General features: G+C 43.7%; 20 protein-coding genes and 1 rRNA gene. 9 read left to right on the plus strand and 12 right to left on the minus strand.

Features of this window, described 5'->3' with window-relative positions:
- Window positions 1-28: 28 nt before the first annotated feature.
- A complete protein-coding gene (locus J7E26_RS13925) occupies window positions 29-235 on the minus strand; it encodes a DUF951 domain-containing protein (protein WP_007615075.1) in 207 nt (68 codons plus the stop codon).
- An 85-nt stretch (window positions 236-320) separates the two neighbouring features.
- The gene (locus J7E26_RS13930) at window positions 321-1,382 is read right to left on the minus strand and encodes a YkvI family membrane protein (protein ID WP_214800319.1); all 1,062 of its coding nucleotides are present in this window, start codon (window positions 1,380-1,382) and stop codon (window positions 321-323) included.
- Window positions 1,383-1,746: 364 nt separating this feature from the next.
- Between J7E26_RS13930 and yyaC the strand changes: the two genes are divergently transcribed.
- Window positions 1,747-2,361 carry a spore protease YyaC gene (gene yyaC, locus J7E26_RS13935; RefSeq protein WP_214800320.1) on the plus strand — a complete coding sequence of 205 codons (615 nt, stop codon included), beginning with the start codon at window positions 1,747-1,749 and terminating at the stop codon, window positions 2,359-2,361.
- A gap of 28 nt (window positions 2,362-2,389) precedes the next feature.
- On the opposite strand, the gene J7E26_RS13940 is transcribed toward yyaC, so the two are convergent.
- The 10 genes from J7E26_RS13940 to rpmH form a co-directional block, all read right to left on the minus strand.
- On the minus strand, window positions 2,390-3,241 hold the full coding sequence (locus tag J7E26_RS13940) for a ParB/RepB/Spo0J family partition protein (protein WP_214800321.1): 852 nt from the start codon (window positions 3,239-3,241) through the stop codon (window positions 2,390-2,392).
- The gene (soj, locus tag J7E26_RS13945) at window positions 3,234-3,995 is read right to left on the minus strand and encodes a ParA family protein (protein ID WP_214800322.1); all 762 of its coding nucleotides are present in this window, start codon (window positions 3,993-3,995) and stop codon (window positions 3,234-3,236) included. The genes J7E26_RS13940 and soj overlap by 8 nt, the downstream gene beginning before the upstream one ends.
- Window positions 3,996-4,296: 301 nt before the next feature.
- A complete protein-coding gene (gene noc, locus J7E26_RS13950; RefSeq protein ID WP_214800323.1) occupies window positions 4,297-5,148 on the minus strand; it encodes a nucleoid occlusion protein in 852 nt (283 codons plus the stop codon).
- A 121-nt stretch (window positions 5,149-5,269) separates the two neighbouring features.
- A complete protein-coding gene (gene rsmG / locus J7E26_RS13955) occupies window positions 5,270-5,989 on the minus strand; it encodes a 16S rRNA (guanine(527)-N(7))-methyltransferase RsmG (RefSeq protein ID WP_214800324.1) in 720 nt (239 codons plus the stop codon).
- Window positions 5,990-6,002: 13 nt separating this feature from the next.
- On the minus strand, window positions 6,003-7,889 hold the full coding sequence (gene mnmG / locus J7E26_RS13960) for a tRNA uridine-5-carboxymethylaminomethyl(34) synthesis enzyme MnmG (protein WP_214800325.1): 1,887 nt from the start codon (window positions 7,887-7,889) through the stop codon (window positions 6,003-6,005).
- 16 nt (window positions 7,890-7,905) lie between these two features.
- Window positions 7,906-9,285, minus strand: coding sequence for a tRNA uridine-5-carboxymethylaminomethyl(34) synthesis GTPase MnmE (mnmE, locus tag J7E26_RS13965; protein WP_214800326.1), 1,380 nt, complete (start codon window positions 9,283-9,285; stop codon window positions 7,906-7,908).
- 290 nt (window positions 9,286-9,575) lie between these two features.
- A complete protein-coding gene (jag, locus tag J7E26_RS13970) occupies window positions 9,576-10,217 on the minus strand; it encodes an RNA-binding cell elongation regulator Jag/EloR (protein WP_214800327.1) in 642 nt (213 codons plus the stop codon).
- Entirely contained in the window at window positions 10,214-10,963 is a 750-nt protein-coding gene (gene spoIIIJ, locus J7E26_RS13975; RefSeq protein WP_061522737.1) for a YidC family membrane integrase SpoIIIJ, read from the minus strand. Before spoIIIJ ends, jag begins: the two co-directional genes overlap by 4 nt.
- Window positions 10,964-11,125: 162 nt before the next feature.
- Window positions 11,126-11,476 carry a ribonuclease P protein component gene (rnpA, locus tag J7E26_RS13980; RefSeq protein WP_214800328.1) on the minus strand — a complete coding sequence of 117 codons (351 nt, stop codon included), beginning with the start codon at window positions 11,474-11,476 and terminating at the stop codon, window positions 11,126-11,128.
- Window positions 11,477-11,630: 154 nt separating this feature from the next.
- The gene (gene rpmH, locus J7E26_RS13985) at window positions 11,631-11,765 is read right to left on the minus strand and encodes a 50S ribosomal protein L34 (RefSeq protein WP_003178075.1); all 135 of its coding nucleotides are present in this window, start codon (window positions 11,763-11,765) and stop codon (window positions 11,631-11,633) included.
- A gap of 622 nt (window positions 11,766-12,387) precedes the next feature.
- Here rpmH and dnaA point away from each other — a divergent pair.
- The 8 genes from dnaA to J7E26_RS14025 all read left to right on the plus strand — a co-directional run.
- Complete coding sequence (gene dnaA, locus J7E26_RS13990) at window positions 12,388-13,728, plus strand: chromosomal replication initiator protein DnaA (protein ID WP_214800329.1); 1,341 nt, start codon at window positions 12,388-12,390, stop codon at window positions 13,726-13,728.
- A 185-nt stretch (window positions 13,729-13,913) separates the two neighbouring features.
- The gene (gene dnaN / locus J7E26_RS13995; protein WP_214800330.1) at window positions 13,914-15,050 is read left to right on the plus strand and encodes a DNA polymerase III subunit beta; all 1,137 of its coding nucleotides are present in this window, start codon (window positions 13,914-13,916) and stop codon (window positions 15,048-15,050) included.
- Between the two features lie 133 nt (window positions 15,051-15,183).
- Window positions 15,184-15,399 (plus strand): ribosome maturation protein RlbA, encoded by a 216-nt coding sequence (gene rlbA, locus J7E26_RS14000; RefSeq protein ID WP_004392910.1) that lies wholly within the window; start codon window positions 15,184-15,186, stop codon window positions 15,397-15,399.
- A 15-nt stretch (window positions 15,400-15,414) separates the two neighbouring features.
- Window positions 15,415-16,527 (plus strand): DNA replication/repair protein RecF, encoded by a 1,113-nt coding sequence (gene recF, locus J7E26_RS14005; RefSeq protein ID WP_214800331.1) that lies wholly within the window; start codon window positions 15,415-15,417, stop codon window positions 16,525-16,527.
- 17 nt (window positions 16,528-16,544) lie between these two features.
- On the plus strand, window positions 16,545-16,790 hold the full coding sequence (gene remB / locus J7E26_RS14010; protein WP_214800332.1) for an extracellular matrix regulator RemB: 246 nt from the start codon (window positions 16,545-16,547) through the stop codon (window positions 16,788-16,790).
- Between the two features lie 56 nt (window positions 16,791-16,846).
- Window positions 16,847-18,763: a DNA topoisomerase (ATP-hydrolyzing) subunit B gene (gene gyrB / locus J7E26_RS14015; protein WP_214800348.1), complete on the plus strand. Its 1,917-nt coding sequence runs from the start codon at window positions 16,847-16,849 to the stop codon at window positions 18,761-18,763.
- A gap of 217 nt (window positions 18,764-18,980) precedes the next feature.
- Window positions 18,981-21,449, plus strand: a complete 2,469-nt coding sequence (gyrA, locus tag J7E26_RS14020) for a DNA topoisomerase (ATP-hydrolyzing) subunit A (protein ID WP_214800333.1) — start codon at window positions 18,981-18,983, stop codon at window positions 21,447-21,449.
- 297 nt (window positions 21,450-21,746) lie between these two features.
- Window positions 21,747-21,842, plus strand: a 16S ribosomal RNA gene (locus tag J7E26_RS14025); the annotation flags it as partial.

Consider the following 21,842-nt stretch of genomic DNA (forward strand, 5'->3'; position numbering starts at 1 on the left):
CTATATGAAAAAGCATGAGCGCCAGCCTCTATGATGTAGGCTCCTCATGCTTGACGAGTACTTTTTTCAGCTTTCTTTCAAAATCTCTTCTCGGAATCATGACACTGTGGGAACATCCCATGCATTTAATCCGAATATCCATTCCCATCCGAATGATTTTCCATCTGTTCTCACCGCACGGGTGCGGTTTCTTCATTTCAACAATATCATTCAGGCCAAAGTCTTTATCCGCCAAGACCCTTCACCTCTCTTCATAGACTGCTTTATTTATTGTACAAAAAAAGAGCGGATAAGAGCAATGACCGCACTCAAATTGACCCTTATATTTTTTTCCATTTACCTAATATAGGATAAAGCAGCAAACACACCAGCAAATAAAGATTCAAAAGCCCGTAAATAGGATATAAAAAAGCGATCAAATCTGAAAAACCAATTGTTGTAAAAGGCACCATCGCGGCCAAAAGGAGAAAAACGAGCGCCCACCTCGGCATTTTTACAAACGCAAGCATACGGCTCGACAATCCGAATAACCCTGCCACAGTTGTTGTATATATCGCCAAAAACAGCACGGCGGTCATACAGAGAAATAACGGATAAGGAGCACCCTCAAGAACGGCGAAAAGGGGGATCTCATATTGTGAAAGACTTCCTGAAAGCTGTACAAGTGTCTCATTATAAACAAATGAAATGACGCCAAAGATCAACCCGCTCGCCACACTGGCGATTTTCGCTTCCCCAAGTCCCTTCATATCCTTCCCGACAGAAGAAAGGATCGCCACAACCGAAAGAATATTTAAAGAGGTAAATGTAATACTCGCCGGCCAATTGTATTGCCGTGCCAAATCAATGGTCCATGTATAGTGATGGGTTGTCTGAAAAAAAATCAATGCATAAAGCAGGCCAGCCACAAGAATCGGTATCAAAATGCTATTTAACGATAATATTCCTTTGATATCCCAAAAGAATAAACAAACGGTAACCCCGCAAAAAAGCAAAATGCCAATCCAAAACGGAAGCTTGTACATCTGCAGGGTCACTCCGCCTCCCGCAATCATTACCATTGTTGTCGAAAATAAATAAAACATAATAAGAACATCATAGATTTTGGCAAGCAGCGGCCCCATAAGATGCTCAAGCACCGGTAAGAAATGCGCAGATTGAACCCGGTAGCTGATCTTCATCACGATATAAGCCGAAATGCTGAACATGACCGTAAACAACACAATAGCCAGTCCGCTTTCCACGCCGAAAAACTGCCATATTTCCTGTCCGCTTGCATATCCGGCTCCAATCAGGCTGCTTAATATGAGCAGCATCCACCTCATCCCGGCTCTCCACAACCTTATCACCTCATAGGTAAAAAATTCTGCTTGTTCCCGCATACTGCTACTATATTGAGGGACTTCGGCAATCATTCATACAAACGGGACAAATATGATACAATGATAAATATTGAATACTCAGACTTCTTTTTTGTGATAGATCCCCTCTTCGCAAAAAGAGCATGAAAACTATAAAACAACGATATATCGATATGGTCTTATTTCTTAATTCACATATGAACTTGGAGTAGCGCTACAGATTCATTTTTTATTCTTCCCTCTATTCCTTACCTTCTTTTAAAACTTACCGCACAGCTAACCACTCACATAAGCATAAAAAAAGATGCCGCTGGATATACTGTAAACAACCATCTCAGAAAACTTCAATGTAATATTCGTATGACATGACAAGGAAGTGAACCCTATGAATCGAAAAGGCGGGCTTTTTTCTCAAGAGCGGGCAAAGCAATATGTTTCACATACGGATTCTGCTGCCGCAAACCATATACAAACAATCCTCACTTCATCATTACGTAAAGCAGCCGGCAGGCCGTTAGTAACCGTGTGTATCGGCACAGATCGATCTACCGGAGATTCATTAGGTCCGCTCGTGGGATCAAAATTAGAGAAAATGGAGTTAGGCAGATTGCATGTATACGGAACTCTGTCAGACCCGGTTCATGCCGTGAATATGAAAGACAAACTAAAGGAAATTCAACACATACATAGAAACCCGTTTATTATTGCGGTCGATGCATGTTTAGGCCGCGTCAAAAGCGTAGGGTCATTTCAAATCGGTGATGGGCCGCTCAAACCCGGAGCGGGCGTACAGAAAGATCTGCCTGAGATCGGTGACATTCACATTAATGGCATTGTCAATGTCAGCGGGTTTATGGAGTATTTTGTCCTGCAAAACACGAGGCTCCACCTCGTCATGAGCATGGCAAATGTTTTAGCTGAGGGCTTACAATTAACAGATAAGGCAGAAGGAAGACAGGAACGGCTTAATCCGTTTCAAAAGCTTACGAGGCGCATATAAAAAACCATCTTTCAAAAAAGATGGTTTTTTAAGATTCCCTTTCAGACAAAAGCTCAAGAATACGCTCAAGATCATCGTTAGAGAAAAATTCAATCTCAATTTTCCCCTTTTTCTTTTGTCTTTTAATATTTACAGTTGTCCCGAAGTAATTTTGCAAATACGATTCTCGTTCTTTTAAGACAACATCCTGAACAGGATCTTTTTTCTTTGTTTCACGTGGAACATTGCTGTTTAACTGCTGAATCAGCTGCTCCAGCTGGCGAACGTTTAGCTGTTCGTCAACTACTTTCTTAACTAGCGGTTCGAGCTTATTCTTATTTTTCAAACCAAGCAACGTTCTGCCATGCCCCATAGATAACGTGCCTTCGGCAATCAGCTGCTGGATGCTCTCAGGCAGTGTCAGTAATCTTAGATGGTTGGCAATATGAGGCCTGCTTTTTCCGAGCCGTTTAGCTAATTGTTCTTGCGTAAGATCTAAATGTTTCAGGAGCGAATCATATGCCAAGGCTTCTTCGAGCGGTGATAAGTCTTCACGCTGAAGGTTTTCCAATAAGGCGATTTCCCGCATCAGTGATTCAGATAACTCACGCACAATAGCTGGCACAGTATCTTTGCCGGCAAGCTTAGCGGCACGATAACGGCGTTCACCGGCCACAATATCATAGCCCTTTAACGATTTTCTTACTATAATGGGCTGGAGAATGCCATGCTGTAAAACAGATTCTTTTAATTCTGCTAATGACTCATCGTCAAAATGCTTTCTTGGCTGATAAGGATTAGGTCGTAAATCGCTGATTTTAATTTCCTCAACTGTCTCTTCAGACAAATCAACTTGATTAAACAACGCATTAATCCCTTTTCCGAGCCCACCTTTAGCCATTCGCTGCCACTTCCTTTGCTAGATCTAAATATACTTCCGCACCTCTCGAACGCGGATCGTATAATATAATCGGCTTGCCGTGACTTGGCGCCTCACTTAAACGGACATTGCGAGGGATAATGGTTTGGTACACCTTATCTCTAAAGTATTTCTTCACCTCTTCTATAACCTGAATGCCGAGATTTGTTCTCGCATCAAGCATTGTCAGAAGAACTCCTTCAATCATTAAGTCGGTATTTAAATGCTTTTGCACGAGCCGCACTGTATTTAATAATTGGCTCAATCCTTCAAGAGCGTAATATTCGCATTGAACCGGGATAACGACTGAATCTGAGGCGGTAAGCGCGTTGATCGTTAATAACCCGAGAGACGGAGGACAATCGATAATCATATAATCATAATTTTGTTTAACTGATTCTAATGCTCTTTTTAACCGGACCTCCCTTGAGATCGTCGGAACCAATTCTATTTCCGCTCCTGCAAGCTGTATCGTGGCCGGAATGACATCTAAGTTCTCTACTGAAGTCGGTTTAATAATACCTGTTACATCTGCGTCATCTACTAGAATATCGTACACACAATGATCCACATCGGCTTTTTCAATCCCTAATCCGCTCGTTGCATTACCCTGCGGATCGATATCAACAAGAAGAACCCTTTTACCTATGTAAGCCAAACAAGCCCCAAGATTAACAGAAGTCGTCGTTTTTCCGACTCCGCCTTTTTGGTTCGTAATTGCTATGATTTTTCCCACGATGTCACCTACCTTCACATGAACATGTACTGTCTTGACTCTATATTATCAAAAAAAGAGTAAAGCGTTTTATTTTTTTCATAATTTGTTTATCGGTAAGAGAAAAAAATGTAAAGTAAAAAACCGCTTTCTCTTATAAATTCTCTCATCACGGTACTTTTTTGACTGTAAAAAGGCATTTTACGTTGCAGAAAGAAAATTTTTACACTTTTGAAGTTATGGTGAAAATGAAATATTGTTATTTTAATATAATTATTTTTTCCTTATAAAATAAAAACTCCCCTGCTAATCAGGAGAGTTTTTATTTAGGTATCCGAATCGTCAATTGAATGTACTCTTCGAATTCTTCTTCCTCGGTATTCAGCCTGACGCCGCTGTCTTCAACCATTGACAGTGACTGGCGGATCGTATTCATCGCAATTCTCGTATCCCTGCTGAACGCCTTGCGTCTCGGTTTCGGTTTCCGCTTATCTTGTTCAAGCATTTTAACCACACGGTCCTCTGTCTGCTTTACGTTTAAGCTTTTCTCAATGATTTCCGCGAGCAATGTGATTTGGAGGTCGGGTTGCTTGAGCGGAATCATGGCTCTCGCATGGCGTTCCGTAATTTTTTTCTCCATAATCGCATCCTGGACTGGTTCAGGCAGCTTTAACAAGCGGAGTTTGTTCGCAATCGTTGACTGGCCTTTTCCTAATCGCTGCGCCAAGGCTTCCTGCGTCAAATCGTGCAGCTCTAACAGCCTTGCATATGCATGCGCTTCCTCAATAGAAGACAATTCTTCCCTTTGCAGGTTTTCAATCAAAGCGACAGATGCTGTTTCCGTATCAGAGAAATCCTTTATAATAGCGGGAATCTTCTCCCATTCGAGCGTCTGTACCGCTCTCCAGCGCCTTTCACCCGCAATGAGCTCATATTGTCCTTCTTGTTCTGTATGTCTGACAACAATCGGCTGAATAATGCCGTGTGTATGAATAGTCATTGCTAACTCTTTGATTTTTTCATCTGAGAAAATGGTGCGTGGCTGAAAACGGTTGGGAACGATAGCATGTACCGGTATTTCGAGTATCTCTTCTTTGTTTGTATCATGCTCAGCTATCTCCGGTTCCTCTTCCTTCTCACCAAGCCCGAAGAAACGAGAGAATGAATGCTTCATGTACCTACACCACCTTTAAAAACTGCCATTTTTATAATTCTATTTTCTCATGGTTTTTCCTGCTGAATCTTCATCAATTTTGAAGAAAATATGATGGAATTGTCACATCAGGCTGTCTAAATTACCCTTCAATTGGCGATTTATTAGGAGTTCCCGGTTTTCTCGGATATTTTTTCGGAGTGCTTTTTGTTTTGCGGATGATGATGATGTTCCGCTCACTTTCTTCAACGGGAAGTGTGAAAGAATGGATATGTTCAAGCTCTCCGCCTAAAACTTTGATCGCCTTTTGTCCCGCTTTCAGCTCTTCGTCAGCCGCTGCCGCTTTTAACGCGGCAAATATGCCGTTTTTCTTGACCAATGGCAGACAAAGCTCACTCAGCACAGAAAGACGCGCAACTGCGCGGGCTGTTACGAGATCAAAGCTTTCCCGAACTTCTTTTCGCTGTCCGAATGTCTCCGCCCTGTCATGGACAAACGTCGTATGCTCCAATTGTAAAGCGTCAGATAAAGTTTCCAAAAAGGTAATCCGCTTATTTAGTGAATCGACAATGGTGACATGCAGATGCGGGAAGCAGATTTTGATGGGCAGACTGGGGAAACCGGCGCCCGCGCCCACATCACAAAGGCTTGTAATATTTTCAAAATCAATATAGAATGCCGCCGTAATCGAATCATAAAAATGCTTAAGATATACTTCCTTCTTCTCAGTAATGGAAGTCAGGTTCATTTTTTCGTTCCATTCCACGAGCATCTCATAATACAACTCGAACTGCTCCAGCTGGCGGCCAGAAAGGGAAATCCCTTTCTCCGCTAAACCGGATGTAAATTCCTCTATATTCATGCCGTCATCCTTTCTATTCAGCTACCTTGGCAATACGGCCCTGCTCTAAGTACACAAGCAGGATTGAGATGTCCGCCGGATTGACACCGGAAATACGTGAAGCCTGAGCAACTGATAAAGGACGCACTTCTTTCAGCTTTTGTCGGGCCTCTGTGGCAATTCCTTTAATTGCGTCATAATCAATCCGATCAGGAATTTTTTTGTTTTCCATTTTCTTAAGCTTTTCAACTTGCTGCAGGGATTTTTCAATATACCCTTCATATTTCACCTGGATTTCCACTTGCTCCGCCACATCTTGCGGAACCGGGAATTCAGCCGGCGCAAGCTTTACCACCGTTTCATAGTTCATTTCGGGACGTTTCATCAAATCAGTGCCGCGCACCCCGTCTTTTAATTCGCTTCCGCCGAGAGACCGAATATACTCCTGGTTTTCAGCAGACGGCTTGATAATAACAGACCAGAGGCGTTTTTTCTCTGCCTCAATCGCCGCTTTTTTCTTTTCAAACGCTTCAAAGCGCTCGTCAGAAATTAAGCCGATGTCATGCCCGATTTCCGTCAGACGGAGATCTGCGTTGTCATGACGAAGCAGCAGTCTGTATTCCGCCCGTGAAGTCAATAGACGGTATGGTTCATTGGTGCCTTTCGTAACCAAGTCATCAATTAATACTCCGATATAAGCATCGGAACGGCTGAGAATGACTTCTTCTTTTCCAAGCGCTTTACGGCCGGCGTTAATTCCTGCCATAATTCCTTGTCCAGCCGCTTCCTCGTAACCTGATGTACCGTTGATTTGACCGGCTGTAAACAGGTTAGGGATTTTTTTCGTCTCCAGTGTAGGCCAAAGCTGCGTCGGAACAATTGCGTCGTACTCAATCGCGTAGCCGGCTCTCATCATTTGCACATTTTCCAGTCCCGGAATGGTCGCAAGCATCCGCTGCTGTACATCCTCCGGAAGGCTTGTGGATAATCCCTGTACATATACTTCCTGCGTATTTCTGCCTTCCGGCTCAAGGAAAATCTGATGGCGCGGTTTATCATTAAACCGGACGACTTTATCTTCAATGGAAGGGCAATATCTCGGCCCCGTTCCCTTAATCATACCGGAATACATTGGCGAACGGTGCAGGTTGCTGTCGATGATCTCATGAGTCTCAGGGCTCGTATAAGTCAACCAGCAAGGAAGCTGATCCGTAATGTACTCAACAGTTTCATAGGAGAAAGCACGCGGAACTGAATCCCCCGGCTGAATTTCCGTTTTGCTGTAATCAATCGAATCACTTGAGACACGCGGAGGCGTTCCCGTTTTAAAACGGACAAGATCGAAACCGAGCTCCTCCAAGTGCTCAGAAAGTTTAATAGACGGCTGCTGGTTATTCGGGCCGCTTGAGTAAGATAAATCACCTAAAATGATTCTTCCTCTCAGGTAGGTTCCGGTTGTCAGAACTACCGTTTTCGCCTTATATTCAGCACCGGTTTGCGTAATGACGCCGCGGCACTCTCCGTCTTCAATAATTAAGCGCTCCGCAATTCCTTGCAGCAGCGTTACATTCGGTGTTTTTTCAAGCGTATGTTTCATCTCATGCTGGTATTGGAATTTATCCGCCTGCGCACGCAGCGCACGCACAGCCGGTCCTTTTCCTGTATTCAGCATTCTCATTTGAATATGAGTTTTATCTATATTTCTAGCCATTTCTCCGCCGAGCGCGTCAATTTCGCGGACGACAATCCCTTTCGCGGGGCCGCCGACAGACGGATTACATGGCATAAACGCAACCATATCAAGATTAATCGTCAAAACAAGCGTTTTGGCTCCTTGGCGCGCCGATGCGAGGGCAGCCTCAACACCGGCGTGCCCGGCGCCAATGACAATCACGTCGTATTGGCCTGCTTCATACCCCATGGTTTTTTCCTCCCTTTTATTTTCCTAAACAAAATTGTGAAAAGAGCTGATCGATTAAGCTTTCGTGGACGGCATCACCGATGATTTCGCCCAACAGTTCCCAGCATCGTGTCAAGTCAATTTGCACCATATCGATCGGTACATCCTGATCAATCCCGTTAAGCGCGTCTTCAATTGCTTGTTTCGCCTGATGCAGAATTGAAATATGACGTGTATTGCTGACATAGGTAAGATCTCCGCTTTCGATCGCTCCTGTATAAAATAATGACTGGATCGCTTCTTCTAAGTCATTAATGCCTTCTTCTTTCAGCAATGAGGTCGTGACGACGGGACGGCCGTTTGCAAGCTCTGTGACGCGCTCAGCGTCAATCTTAGCCTCAAGATCCGTCTTATTCATAATGACAATGACGTCCATCCCCTCAACCGCTTCGAATAACTTCACATCTTCTTCAGAAAACTCTTCGCTGTAATTAAGCACGAGCAAAATCAAATCCGCTTCCTTCAGAACCTGACGTGAACGCTCAACTCCGATTCTTTCAACGATGTCCTCCGTCTCACGAATACCCGCCGTATCGACGAGCCTGAGCGGCACGCCTCGGACATTGACGTATTCCTCAATCACATCACGTGTCGTTCCCGGAATATCGGTCACAATCGCTTTCGTTTCATGAACAAGACTGTTAAGCAAAGAGGATTTTCCCACGTTCGGACGGCCGATAATAACGGTAGACAGTCCTTCACGCAAAATTTTCCCCTGCTCAGATGTCCGAAGCAGCGCATCGATTTCTTTCTTCACGCCGCTTGCCTTCTCTATTAATAGCTGATGCGTCATTTCTTCCACGTCATCATATTCTGGATAATCTATATTTACCTCAACATGGGCGAGGGTTTCTAACAATTCATCCCGCAGACGGCGGACCAGCGCAGAAAGGCGCCCTTCCATTTGATTCATGGCGACATTCATGGCACGGTCCGTTTTCGCTCTGATTAAATCCATCACGGCTTCCGCCTGTGAAAGGTCAATCCGCCCGTTTAAAAATGCGCGCTTCGTAAACTCACCAGGTTCCGCCAATCTCGCCCCTTCTCTTAATGCAAGCTGGAGCACTTGATTCACGGTTACGATTCCTCCGTGACAATTGATTTCAATCACGTCTTCCCGCGTGAATGTTCTCGGCGCTCTTAAAACAGACACCATCACTTCCTCAATGATCCGTCCCGTCCGGCTGTCTGCAATATGGCCGTAATGAATGGTATGGGATTCCGCCGAACTGAGCGTTTTCCCTTTCGGCCCCTTGTACATTCTGTCGGCGATTTGTACGGCTTCAGGCCCGCTCAGCCGAACGATCGCAATCGCGCCTTCCCCCATCGGAGTGGAAATCGCTGCAATTGTATCCATGCTGTTCACCTCTCTTTATCTCTGTTTCCATCTATATAAAAAAATTTTATTTATGCCAAAATTAAAAGATAACATAGTTTGGTTTGAAGTGGAAGATACGTTATCCACAGAAGCAGAAATTCATCCCTTATTACTTTAACTTATCCACATGTGAATAACAATTAATTTTATTTCCTAAAACTTTTTTTATCAACAGCATACACCGAAAAAACAAAAACTTAAACGCATAAAGTGTGATTCTATAAAGGAAAACGGCCATTTTTTCGAATAAAAAAACCGAAGTTCCGATTTTACCCGGACTTCGGTTTTTTGCTATCTTTATGGGAAATAACGAGATGGCGATACCGGCCTTCACCGGTAGAAAAGGTTTTGATTTTTGGATGCTTCGAAAGGGCGTCATGGATGATTTTTCTTTCACCTGACGGCATCGGTTCTAAATGAACATCCTTTTTCGTCTTTAACACTTGATTGGCCAGCCGGTTTGCCAGCTGATCCAAAATTTCTTTTCTTTTTTGGCGATAATTCTCTGCATCAACCACGGCTTGGCGATATTGGGCGGAGCCGCGGTTTAACACGAGCTGCGTCAGCGTTTCAAGGGCATTTAAAGTCTGGCCTCTTTTCCCTATCAGCAATGCCGCTTTTTCACCTTTAATGTAAAAGTGAACCGTTTTTTTGCTTTCTTCGACGGCGACCTCAGACGGACCGGCAATCGTTTTGATAATTCCTTCCAGATACGCTTTTGCTTCCTGGACGGGGAATTTTTTCTCAACCAGTTCTACGATCGCCTTCTTTTTTCCGAAAATACCCAAAAACCCTTTATATCCTTCTTGCACCACTGTCATTTCTACTTGATCTCTTGTTAATTGAAGTTCTTGAAGGCCTGATTGCACTGCTTCTTCGACATGTCGTCCTGCAGCGGTCACCTTCCTCACTTTTTCTTTCCTCCCGCTTTTTGCGTTTCCGGCTCTTTTTTGATGTCCGGCCCTTTAATCAGGAATGTCTGGGCAATCATAAACAGGTTGCCGACTACCCAATAAAGAGAAAGTGCACTAGGGAAGTTAATCGCAAATACGATAATCATGATCGGCATAATCCAAACCATCATCGCCATTTGTGGGTTTTGGGCAGGATTTCCGGCCATCATCAGCTTCTGCTGAACAAATGTGGCCACACCGGCAACGATAGGAAGAATATAATAAGGATCTTTCTCTCCTAAATCAAACCACAAAAAGCTGTGCTGTGAAATGGCTTGCGTCCGCATAATGGCGTGGTAAAATCCGATCAAAATCGGCATTTGGATCAGAATCGGAAAACAGCCTGCCAGCGGGTTAACCCCATGCTTTGAAAACAGGGCCATCGTTTCCTGCTGAAGCTTTTGCTGCGTTTTTTGATCTTTTGAGCTGTATTTTTCTCTAAGCTTCTGCATCTCAGGCTGAAGCGCCTGCATCGCTTTAGAGCTTCGGAGCTGCTTGATCATCAGCGGCAAAATCAATAGGCGGATTAAAATAGTGACAATAATAATCGATAATCCGTAGTTGTCTCCCGTCAGTTTCGCTACATACGTAATGACTTCCGACAATGGGTACACAATATACTTGTCCCAGAAATGCGGGCTGTTTGCCGTAATCGGTTCTTTCACACTCGAGCAGCCAGCCAGCAGCACGAGCATACCGACCATACTCAGTAGTAACCATATTCTCCTTTTCAAGAACGTTTCCTCCTATACCAATCTTTATAAACACTTGTATGTATTTTAGCATCTTTCAGTTTTAAAATGGCGGTCATTTTTCGCCAATCAAAAGGAAGCGCTTTTAAAATCGTGAAGAAAACAAAACATGAGCTATTTCGACGAAGATTTCTTATATAAAGAGGTTTTTCTAAATAAGTGCTGCAGGCTTTTTTTCGTTTCCTCAAAACTGAGTTCGCTAGCGGGTTTTCTTGCAATAATAATAAAATCTTTCGGCTTCAGCAGCTCTCTTTCCTCCTGAATCGCCTGCCGGATTAAACGCTTTACCCGATTGCGCACCACCGCGTTGCCGATTTTTTTACTGACAGAAAGTCCTGCCCGAAGCTCTTTTTGCTGCGGCTGATCAAGCGTATACAGCACGAACTGGCGGTTCGCCATAGACGTCCCGCGTTTAAACACTTTTTGAAAATCTTCATTTTTCTTTAACCGATTTCGCTTCTTCACTCTGATTCACTCCGATATTTACTCGCAGAAACTTTTATTTCTATCTAAAAAAAACGGGCCGCCGGAATACTGAAGAAATTTCTCCAGTACCGGGCGACGCATGACATATCTTTTCTCTTAATGTGAAAAAAGACCACTGACATTATTCAGTGGCCTAAGCTGATAATACTTTTCTGCCTTTGCGGCGACGGCGTGCTAATACTAGACGACCGTTTTTTGAACTCATACGGCTTCTGAAGCCATGAACTTTACTGCGTTTACGGTTATTCGGTTGGAATGTTCTTTTCATTTATGACACCTCCCTCGAGGAATAGCTGTTAAAGACAGTCTTACTTATTATATTTGTGTTGCCTATTCATTGTCAACTTCAGCAGTGCTTTTATTTCTTACAACCATAATAGGATAACATACCTTCACCAGTTTAGAAACCTTATTTTTCACATTCCTTTTTTTAACGCAAAAAAAACCGCTCAGCCCCGTGAAAAAGCGGGATGTGGATATCTTTTTAATCATTTTTTAATATCCACAATCGTTATCGACAACATTTTCACACTGCTAACTCCTGTGGACAACGATTTTTCAACAAGTTGTCAGGTTTGTGGATAAGATCATGAGAACCATTGCAAGTCCTCGCTTAATTTGATATTATATTTGTGTTTTAACTCTTAATTACTTATCCTGTCTATTCTCTTTATCCACAGAGTGTGGATAAGTTGTGGATTGTTTTCACACAGCTTGTGTAGAATGTTGTCCACAAGTTGTGGAATTTGTCGAAAAGCTATTTTTCTACTATACTATATGTTTTCAACATTTTATGTGTACGAATGGTCAGAGCCATACGCTCTTTTTTTGTGTTCTATAACAGAAGAAGAGACACTGATTTTTAAAGAAAAGGAGGGCTGTGCCGGATAATGGAGAATATATTGGATCTTTGGAATCAAGCTTTAGCTCAAATAGAGAAAAAGTTAAGCAAACCGAGCTTCGAAACTTGGATGAAATCAACAAAAGCCCATTCACTGCACGGGGATACCTTAACGATCACCGCTCCTAATGAATTTGCCAGAGACTGGCTGGAGTCCAGATACTTACATCTCATTGCAGATACTATATATGAATTAACCGGGGAAGAATTGAGTATTAAGTTTGTCATCCCTCAAAATCAGGATGCGGAAGACTTTATGCCGAAACCTCAAGTGAAAAAGGCGGCAAAAGAGGAACCGTCTGATTTTCCCCAAAGCATGCTCAACCCGAAATATACATTCGACACGTTTGTCATCGGATCGGGAAACCGATTCGCCCATGCGGCGTCACTGGCTGTAGCGGAAGCACCCGCAAAAGCGTACAACCCGTTGTTTATATACGGGGGAGTCGGCTTAGGAAAAACCCACTTAATGCACGCAATCGGCCATTATGTCATAGATCATAATCCTTCAGCCAAAGTGGTGTACCTGTCTTCCGAAAAATTCACAAATGAATTCATCAACTCGATCCGCGACAATAAAGCCGTTGATTTCCGCAACCGCTATCGCAACGTTGATGTACTTTTGATAGATGATATTCAATTTTTAGCCGGAAAAGAACAAACACAGGAAGAGTTTTTCCATACCTTCAACACGCTTCATGAAGAAAGCAAACAAATCGTTATCTCCAGTGACAGGCCGCCAAAAGAGATTCCGACTCTTGAAGACCGGCTGCGTTCGCGTTTCGAATGGGGGCTGATTACAGATATCACGCCGCCTGATCTGGAAACAAGGATTGCCATCCTGAGAAAAAAAGCGAAAGCGGAAGGCCTAGATATTCCGAACGAGGTCATGCTTTACATCGCGAATCAGATTGACAGTAATATCAGAGAACTGGAAGGGGCATTAATACGGGTTGTGGCCTATTCATCCTTAATTAATAAAGACATTAATGCCGACCTGGCTGCAGAAGCGTTAAAAGATATCATTCCGTCTTCAAAGCCGAAGGTCATTACCATAAAAGAAATTCAGCGGATTGTAGGCCAGCAGTTCAACATTAAGCTTGAGGATTTCAAAGCGAAAAAACGGACAAAATCCGTTGCGTATCCAAGACAAATCGCCATGTATCTGTCCAGAGAAATGACAGACTCCTCTTTGCCTAAAATCGGTGAAGAGTTTGGCGGAAGAGACCATACAACCGTCATTCACGCTCATGAAAAGATTTCAAAACTGCTGATTGATGACGAACAGCTTCAGCAGCATGTGAAAGAAATAAAAGAACAGCTTAAATAATAGAGCCCTCGGATGAACCCGGGAAAGTGTGAATAACTTTTCAATAGTCATACACAGTCTGTCCACATGTGGATAGGCTGTGTTTCCTGTCTCTTTCACAACTTATCCACAAATCCACAGGCCCTACTATTACTACTGCTATTTTAAAAATATATTTATATTAGTTATCCGTTAGGAGGATAAAAATGAAATTCACGATTCAAAAAGATCGTTTAGTTGAAAGTGTCCAAGACGTTCTAAAAGCCGTTTCATCCAGAACAACAATTCCCATTCTGACCGGTATCAAAATCGTAGCTTCGGATGAAGGAGTTTCTTTTACAGGAAGCGACTCTGACATTTCGATTGAGTCCTTCATCCCAAAAGAAGAAGAAGATAAAGAAATCGTCACGATTGATCAGCCGGGAAGCATTGTGCTGCAAGCGCGCTTCTTCAGTGAAATCGTTAAAAAGCTGCCGATGGCAACTGTAGAAATTGAAGTCCAAAATCAATATTTAACGATTATCCGCTCCGGAAAAGCCGAATTTAACCTGAACGGTCTTGATGCAGATGAATATCCTCATCTTCCCCAGATTGAAGAACATCATGCCATTCAAATTCCGACGGACCTTTTGAAAAATTTAATTCGCCAAACCGTGTTCGCTGTGTCCACCTCAGAAACACGCCCTATCTTGACAGGTGTAAACTGGAAAGTGGAAAACGGTGAATTATTATGCACTGCGACGGATAGCCACCGCCTCGCTTTAAGAAAAGCGAAGCTCGATATTTCAGAAGACAGCTCATATAACGTCGTAATTCCGGGAAAAAGCTTAACTGAACTGAGCAAAATCCTCGATGACAATCAAGAGCTGGTCGATATCGTCATTACAGAAACGCAAGTTCTGTTCAAAGCGAAAAACGTATTGTTTTTTTCTCGATTGCTTGACGGAAACTATCCTGACACGACCAGCCTGATTCCGCAGGAAAGCAAAACAGAAATCGTCGTGAACACAAAAGATTTTTTACAGGCGATAGACCGCGCTTCTTTATTGGCAAGAGAAGGCCGGAACAACGTCGTTAAGCTTTCTGCTAAACCGACGGAATCGCTTGAAATTTCATCCAACTCTCCTGAAATCGGGAAAGTGGTCGAAGCTGTCCTTGCCGACCAGATTGATGGTGAGGAATTAAATATTTCATTTAGTCCAAAATATATGATGGACGCTCTGAAAGTACTTGAAGGATCGGACATTCGCATCAGCTTCACGGGAGCAATGAGACCGTTTCTTATCCGTACGCCGAATGATGAAACCATCGTTCAGCTCATCCTTCCGGTCAGAACGTATTAATTAAAAGAATTTGCTGCCGGCTGGGTTCGGCAGCTTTTCTATTCATCAGACGCTCCCTCAAGTTTTCCCTTTCCTTATTTCAGGATTTTTTAGTACAATTAGATATTAGTGATATTTGAAAGAGGTCGATATTATGGCAAATCCGATTTCGATTGATACAGAAATGATTACGCTTGGCCAGTTTTTAAAATTAGCCGATGTGATTCAGTCCGGCGGTATGGCGAAGTGGTTTCTGAGCGAGCATGAGGTGACTGTCAACAATGAACCGGACAATCGCCGCGGCAGAAAGCTTTATGTTGGAGACGTGGTCGCGATTGAAGGATTTGGTTCATTTCAAGTCGTCAATTAAAGCGGGTGACAGCGGTTGTATATCCAAAATTTAGAATTAACATCCTACCGTAATTATGAGCACGCTGAGCTTCAATTTGAAAACAAGGTGAATGTGATCATCGGAGAGAATGCCCAAGGAAAAACAAATCTGATGGAGGCAATCTATGTTTTGTCGATGGCAAAATCGCATCGCACCTCAAATGATAAAGAACTTATACGGTGGGACGAAGACTATGCTAAAATAGAAGGAAGAGTGATGAAGCGAAACGGGGACATCCCAATGCAGCTTGTCATTTCCAAAAAAGGTAAAAAGGGCAAGGTCAATCATATAGAGCAGCAAAAACTAAGTCAGTATGTCGGGGCGCTTAACACCATTATGTTTGCTCCCGAGGACTTAAACCTTGTAAAGGGCAGCCCCCAGGTGAGACGGAGATTTCTTGATATGGAAATCGGGCAGGTATCTGCCGTTTATCTGTATGATTTGTCTCTTTATCAAAAAATCCTCTCGCAGCGGAACCATTTTTTAAAGCAGCTGCAAAGCAGGAAACAGACTGACAGAACCATACTTGATGTTCTGACTGACCAGCTGATTGAGGCTGCCGCAAAGGTTGTCGTCAAACGCCTGCAATTCACGGCGCAGCTTGAAAAATGGGCGCAGCCGATCCATTCCGGCATTTCACGAGGGCTTGAAGAGCTGACACTGAAGTACCACACGGCGCTTGAGGTATCAGATCCCAAAGACTTGTCAAAAATAGGTAATAGCTACCAGGAGTCTTTTTTAAAATTAAAAGAAAAAGAAATAGAACGTGGTGTCACGCTGTTCGGACCGCATCGGGATGATGTCCTTTTTTACGTTAACGGACGCGATGTGCAGACTTACGGTTCGCAGGGACAGCAGCGAACGACGGCTTTGTCTCTCAAGCTTGCCGAAATCGATTTGATTCATGAAGAAATCGGAGAATATCCCATTTTACTTTTGGATGACGTACTAAGCGAACTGGATGATTACCGCCAGTCCCATTTGCTTCATACAATCCAAGGCCGTGTGCAAACATTTGTCACCACGACGAGTGTGGATGGCATTGACCACGAAACCTTACATCAAGCAGGAATGTTCCGTGTGGAAAACGGTGCATTAGTGAAGTGAAGAAATGAGGTGAGCGATTGTATATTCATTTAGGTGACGACTTTGTCGTTTCGACACGCGATATTGTCGGGATTTTTGACTGTAAAGTAAATGCATCGCCGATTGTTGAAGAATTTCTGAACAGACAGAAACAAAAAGTGGTGCCGTCCGTAAACGGCACGCCAAAGTCTATCGTAGTCACGACTGAGAATATATATTACTCTCCCTTATCTTCCGGCACATTAAAGAAACGTGCGCAATTTATGTTAGAAATAGATTCTTAGCGGATCTTTAAAATGAATATATCGTTTAAGAAAAGTGTAGGTGAATGTGCATGGCTATGGAACAGCAGCAAAATAGTTATGATGAAAATCAGATACAGGTATTAGAAGGATTGGAAGCTGTTCGTAAGAGACCGGGGATGTACATCGGATCAACTAACAGCAAAGGCCTTCATCATTTGGTATGGGAAATCGTCGATAACAGTATTGACGAAGCCCTGGCCGGTTACTGTACAGATATTAACATCGAGATTGAAAAGGATAACAGCATTACCGTAAAGGATAACGGGCGCGGAATTCCAGTCGGTATTCAGGAGAAGATGGGCCGTCCTGCGGTTGAAGTCATTATGACCATTCTCCACGCCGGCGGAAAATTCGACGGAAGCGGATATAAAGTATCCGGCGGTCTTCACGGTGTAGGGGCCTCTGTCGTAAACGCCCTGTCGACCACCTTGGACGTCACGGTTCACCGCGACGGAAAAATCCATTATCAAGCGTATGAACGCGGCGTACCTGTGGCTGATCTTGAAGCCATCGGCGATACAGACAAGACCGGAACGATTACACACTTCGTTCCCGATCCGGAAATCTTTAAAGAAACAACAGAATATGACTATGATCTGCTTTCTAACCGTGTTCGTGAATTAGCCTTTCTGACAAAAGGCGTGAATATCACGATTGAAGATAAGCGTGAAGGACAAGAGCGCAAAAACGAATACCATTACGAAGGCGGAATTAAAAGCTACGTAGAGTACTTAAACCGTTCAAAAGAAGTTGTTCATGAAGAGCCGATCTATATCGAAGGCGAAAAAGACGGAATTACGGTTGAAGTTGCCTTACAGTATAATGACAGCTACACAAGCAATATTTATTCTTTCGCAAACAATATCAACACATACGAAGGCGGAACACACGAAGCCGGCTTTAAAACCGGTTTAACACGGGTGATTAACGACTATGCAAGAAGAAAAGGGATTTTCAAAGAAAGCGATCCGAATTTAAGCGGGGATGATGTGAGAGAAGGGTTAACCGCCATTATTTCAATCAAGCACCCTGATCCGCAGTTCGAAGGCCAAACGAAAACGAAGCTCGGCAACTCGGAAGCGAGAACGATCACTGATACGCTGTTTTCTTCAGCGCTGGAAACGTTCCTTCTTGAAAATCCGGACTCAGCCCGCAAAATCGTTGAAAAAGGCTTAATGGCTGCGAGAGCGCGGATGGCTGCGAAAAAAGCCCGCGAATTAACGCGCCGGAAAAGCGCCCTTGAAATTTCTAATCTGCCCGGTAAGCTCGCAGACTGTTCCTCAAAAGATCCGAGCATTTCAGAGCTGTATATCGTAGAGGGTGACTCTGCGGGAGGATCAGCGAAACAGGGACGTGACCGTCACTTCCAAGCCATTTTGCCGCTTCGGGGTAAGATCCTGAACGTTGAAAAGGCGAGACTTGATAAGATTCTCTCCAATAATGAGGTCAGATCAATGATTACAGCGCTCGGTACAGGGATTGGAGAAGACTTTAATCTCGAAAAAGCGCGTTATCATAAGGTTGTCATCATGACTGATGCCGATGTAGACGGCGCGCACATCAGAACGCTTTTATTAACGTTCTTTTACAGATACATGCGTGAAATTATTGAAAACGGCTATGTCTACATTGCTCAGCCGCCGCTTTATAAAGTGCAGCAGGGAAAACGGGTGGAATACGCTTATAACGATAAGCAGCTTGATGAGCTCTTGAAGGAGCTTCCTCAATCACCTAAGCCCGGTTTGCAGCGCTATAAAGGTCTTGGAGAAATGAACGCCACTCAGCTTTGGGAAACGACAATGGACCCGTCGACAAGAACGCTTTTACAAGTCAATCTTGAAGACGCGATGGACGCTGACGAAACATTCGAAATGCTGATGGGCGACAAAGTAGAACCGCGGAGAAACTTCATAGAAGCAAATGCCAGATACGTGAAAAACCTAGATATTTAACTATGAAAGCCTTATTTTCGTTAAGAAATAAGGCTTTTTTCTCAAAGTGGCTCCAATCTGCCTGAGAAAACCCGCAAAACCCGTACATTCTAGTAAATTAATGTGTATAAACACAAGTTTATTGTTATAATGGAGAATAGTGAAATCGTATTGAAGATCATAATGGACAATCTACTCCCACATTATTTCATGTGATACTTCAGGGAGGTTTTTTTAAATGAGTGAACAAAACAAACCACAAGTACGTGAAGTCAATATCAGTCAGGAAATGCGGACATCCTTCCTGGACTATGCAATGAGCGTTATCGTCTCCCGGGCGCTTCCGGATGTGCGTGACGGCCTGAAGCCGGTCCACAGACGGATTTTATACGCGATGAATGACTTAGGCATGACCAGCGAAAAGCCGTATAAAAAATCCGCCCGTATCGTCGGTGAAGTTATCGGTAAATACCACCCGCACGGCGACTCAGCGGTTTACGAGTCAATGGTCAGAATGGCTCAGGATTTTAACTATCGCTACATGCTTGTCGACGGACACGGCAACTTCGGTTCGGTAGACGGCGATTCAGCGGCGGCGATGCGTTATACAGAAGCGAGAATGTCAAAAATCGCAATGGAAATCCTCCGGGACATCACGAAAGATACGATTGATTATCAAGATAACTATGACGGCGCAGAAAGAGAGCCTGTCGTCATGCCTTCGAGATTTCCGAATCTGCTCGTAAACGGGGCTGCCGGCATCGCGGTCGGAATGGCGACAAACATTCCGCCTCACCAGCTGGGCGAAGTCATTGACGGGGTGCTTGCCGTAAGCGAAAACCCTGACATTACAAACCAGGAGCTGATGGAATTCATCCCTGGGCCTGATTTCCCGACAGCCGGTCAGATCTTGGGCCGGAGCGGAATCCGCAAGGCATATGAATCGGGACGGGGATCTATCACCATCCGGGCCAAGGCTGAAATTGAACAGACCTCTTCAGGCAAAGAAAGAATCATCGTCACGGAACTTCCTTATCAGGTAAATAAAGCAAGATTAATCGAAAAAATCGCAGATCTTGTCCGAGATAAAAAAATCGAAGGAATCACAGATCTTCGTGACGAATCCGACCGTAACGGGATGAGAATCGTCATCGAAATCCGCCGTGATGCGAATGCGCACGTCATTTTAAATAATCTGTATAAGCAAACGGCCCTTCAAACATCTTTTGGGATCAATCTGCTTGCGCTTGTTGACGGGCAGCCGAAAGTATTAAACCTGAAACAATGTCTTGAGTATTACCTTGATCACCAAAAAGTTGTCATCAGACGCAGAACGGCTTACGAACTTCGTAAAGCGGAAGCAAGAGCTCACATATTAGAAGGTTTAAGAATCGCTCTTGACCATTTAGACGCAGTGATTTCTCTTATTCGTAATTCTCAAACGGCTGAGATTGCGAGAACCGGTTTAATCGAACAGTTTTCACTGACTGAAAAACAGGCGCAAGCCATTTTGGATATGCGTTTGCAGCGGTTAACCGGTCTGGAGCGCGAAAAGATTGAGGAAGAATATCAATCACTCGTTTCATTAATTGCCGAGCTCAAAGACATTTTGGCCAATGAGGAAAAAGTACTCGAAATCATCCGAGAAGAGCTCACTGAAATTAAAGAACGGTTCAATGACGAGAGACGCACGGAAATCGTTACGTCCGGTCTTGAAACGATTGAAGACGAGGATCTCATCGAAAGAGAAAACGTCGTCATCACGCTCACTCATAACGGCTATGTTAAACGCCTCCCAGCGTCAACATACCGCAGCCAAAAACGCGGAGGAAAAGGCGTGCAGGGAATGGGCACGAACGAAGACGACTTTGTGGAGCACTTAATTTCCACTTCAACACATGACACGATCCTTTTCTTCTCTAATAAAGGAAAAGTATATCGTTCAAAAGGTTATGAGATCCCTGAATTCGGACGGACGGCAAAAGGCATCCCGATTATCAATCTGTTAGAGGTTGAGAAAGGCGAATGGATTAACGCCATCATTCCGGTCAGCACGTTTGATGAGGATCTGTACCTGTTCTTTACGACAAAGCACGGCGTATCGAAACGTACGGCACTGTCTCAGTTTGCTAATATACGGAATAACGGCCTGATCGCTCTAGGCCTCCGCGAAGACGACGAGCTGATGGCTGTCCGCCTGACTGACGGCTCTAAACAAATCATTATCGGTACTAAGAACGGTTTGCTGATCCGATTCCATGAAGAAGATGTAAGACAAATGGGACGGACTGCTGCAGGCGTAAAAGGCATTACCTTGACTGATGATGACGTAGTTGTAGGGATGGAGATCCTTGAAGAAGACTCTCATGTCCTCATTGTGACAGAAAACGGTTATGGCAAACGTACGCCGGCTGCTGACTACAGAGTCCAAAGCCGCGGCGGAAAGGGCCTTAAAACGTGCAAAATCACTGATAGCAACGGCCCGTTAGTAACCGTTAAAGCTACAAGAGGCGAAGAAGACTTAATGATTATCACCGCAAGCGGCGTGTTGATCAGAATGGATATAAATGATATCTCTGTCACAGGACGTGTAACGCAAGGTGTCCGACTTATCCGCATGTCCGATGAAGAACACGTAGCCACTGTAGCGCTTGTTGAAAAGAATGAAGAAATACCGGAAGAATCAGAGGAAACAGAAGAAGTGTAATAAAAAAGTGCAGCTGTTCCAGGCTGCACTTTTTAAATATAAGGAAATTGAAAAAAACTTTGACACAATGCATGGATGCTGGTATAATTCTTTTTGTTGTCTTTCAAAAAAGACAGCATGCTAAAAAATACTTTTTTAAAAAAGTATTGACCTAGTGAACTATAAATGTTATGATTAAGTGGTCGCTTCAAAGAGCGGCAGACAAAGTTCTTTGAAAACTAAACAAGACAAAACGTACCTGTTAATTCAAAGTTTTAAATAAATCGCACAGCGATGTGCGTAGTCAGTCAAACTACTTTATCGGAGAGTTTGATCCTGGCTCAGGACGAACGCTGGCGGCGTGCCTAATACATGCAAGTCGAGCGGACAGATGGGAGCTTGCTCCCTGATGTT

It is taken from the genome of Bacillus sp. ISL-51 (assembly GCF_018613535.1).
Classification (GTDB): domain Bacteria; phylum Bacillota; class Bacilli; order Bacillales; family Bacillaceae; genus Bacillus.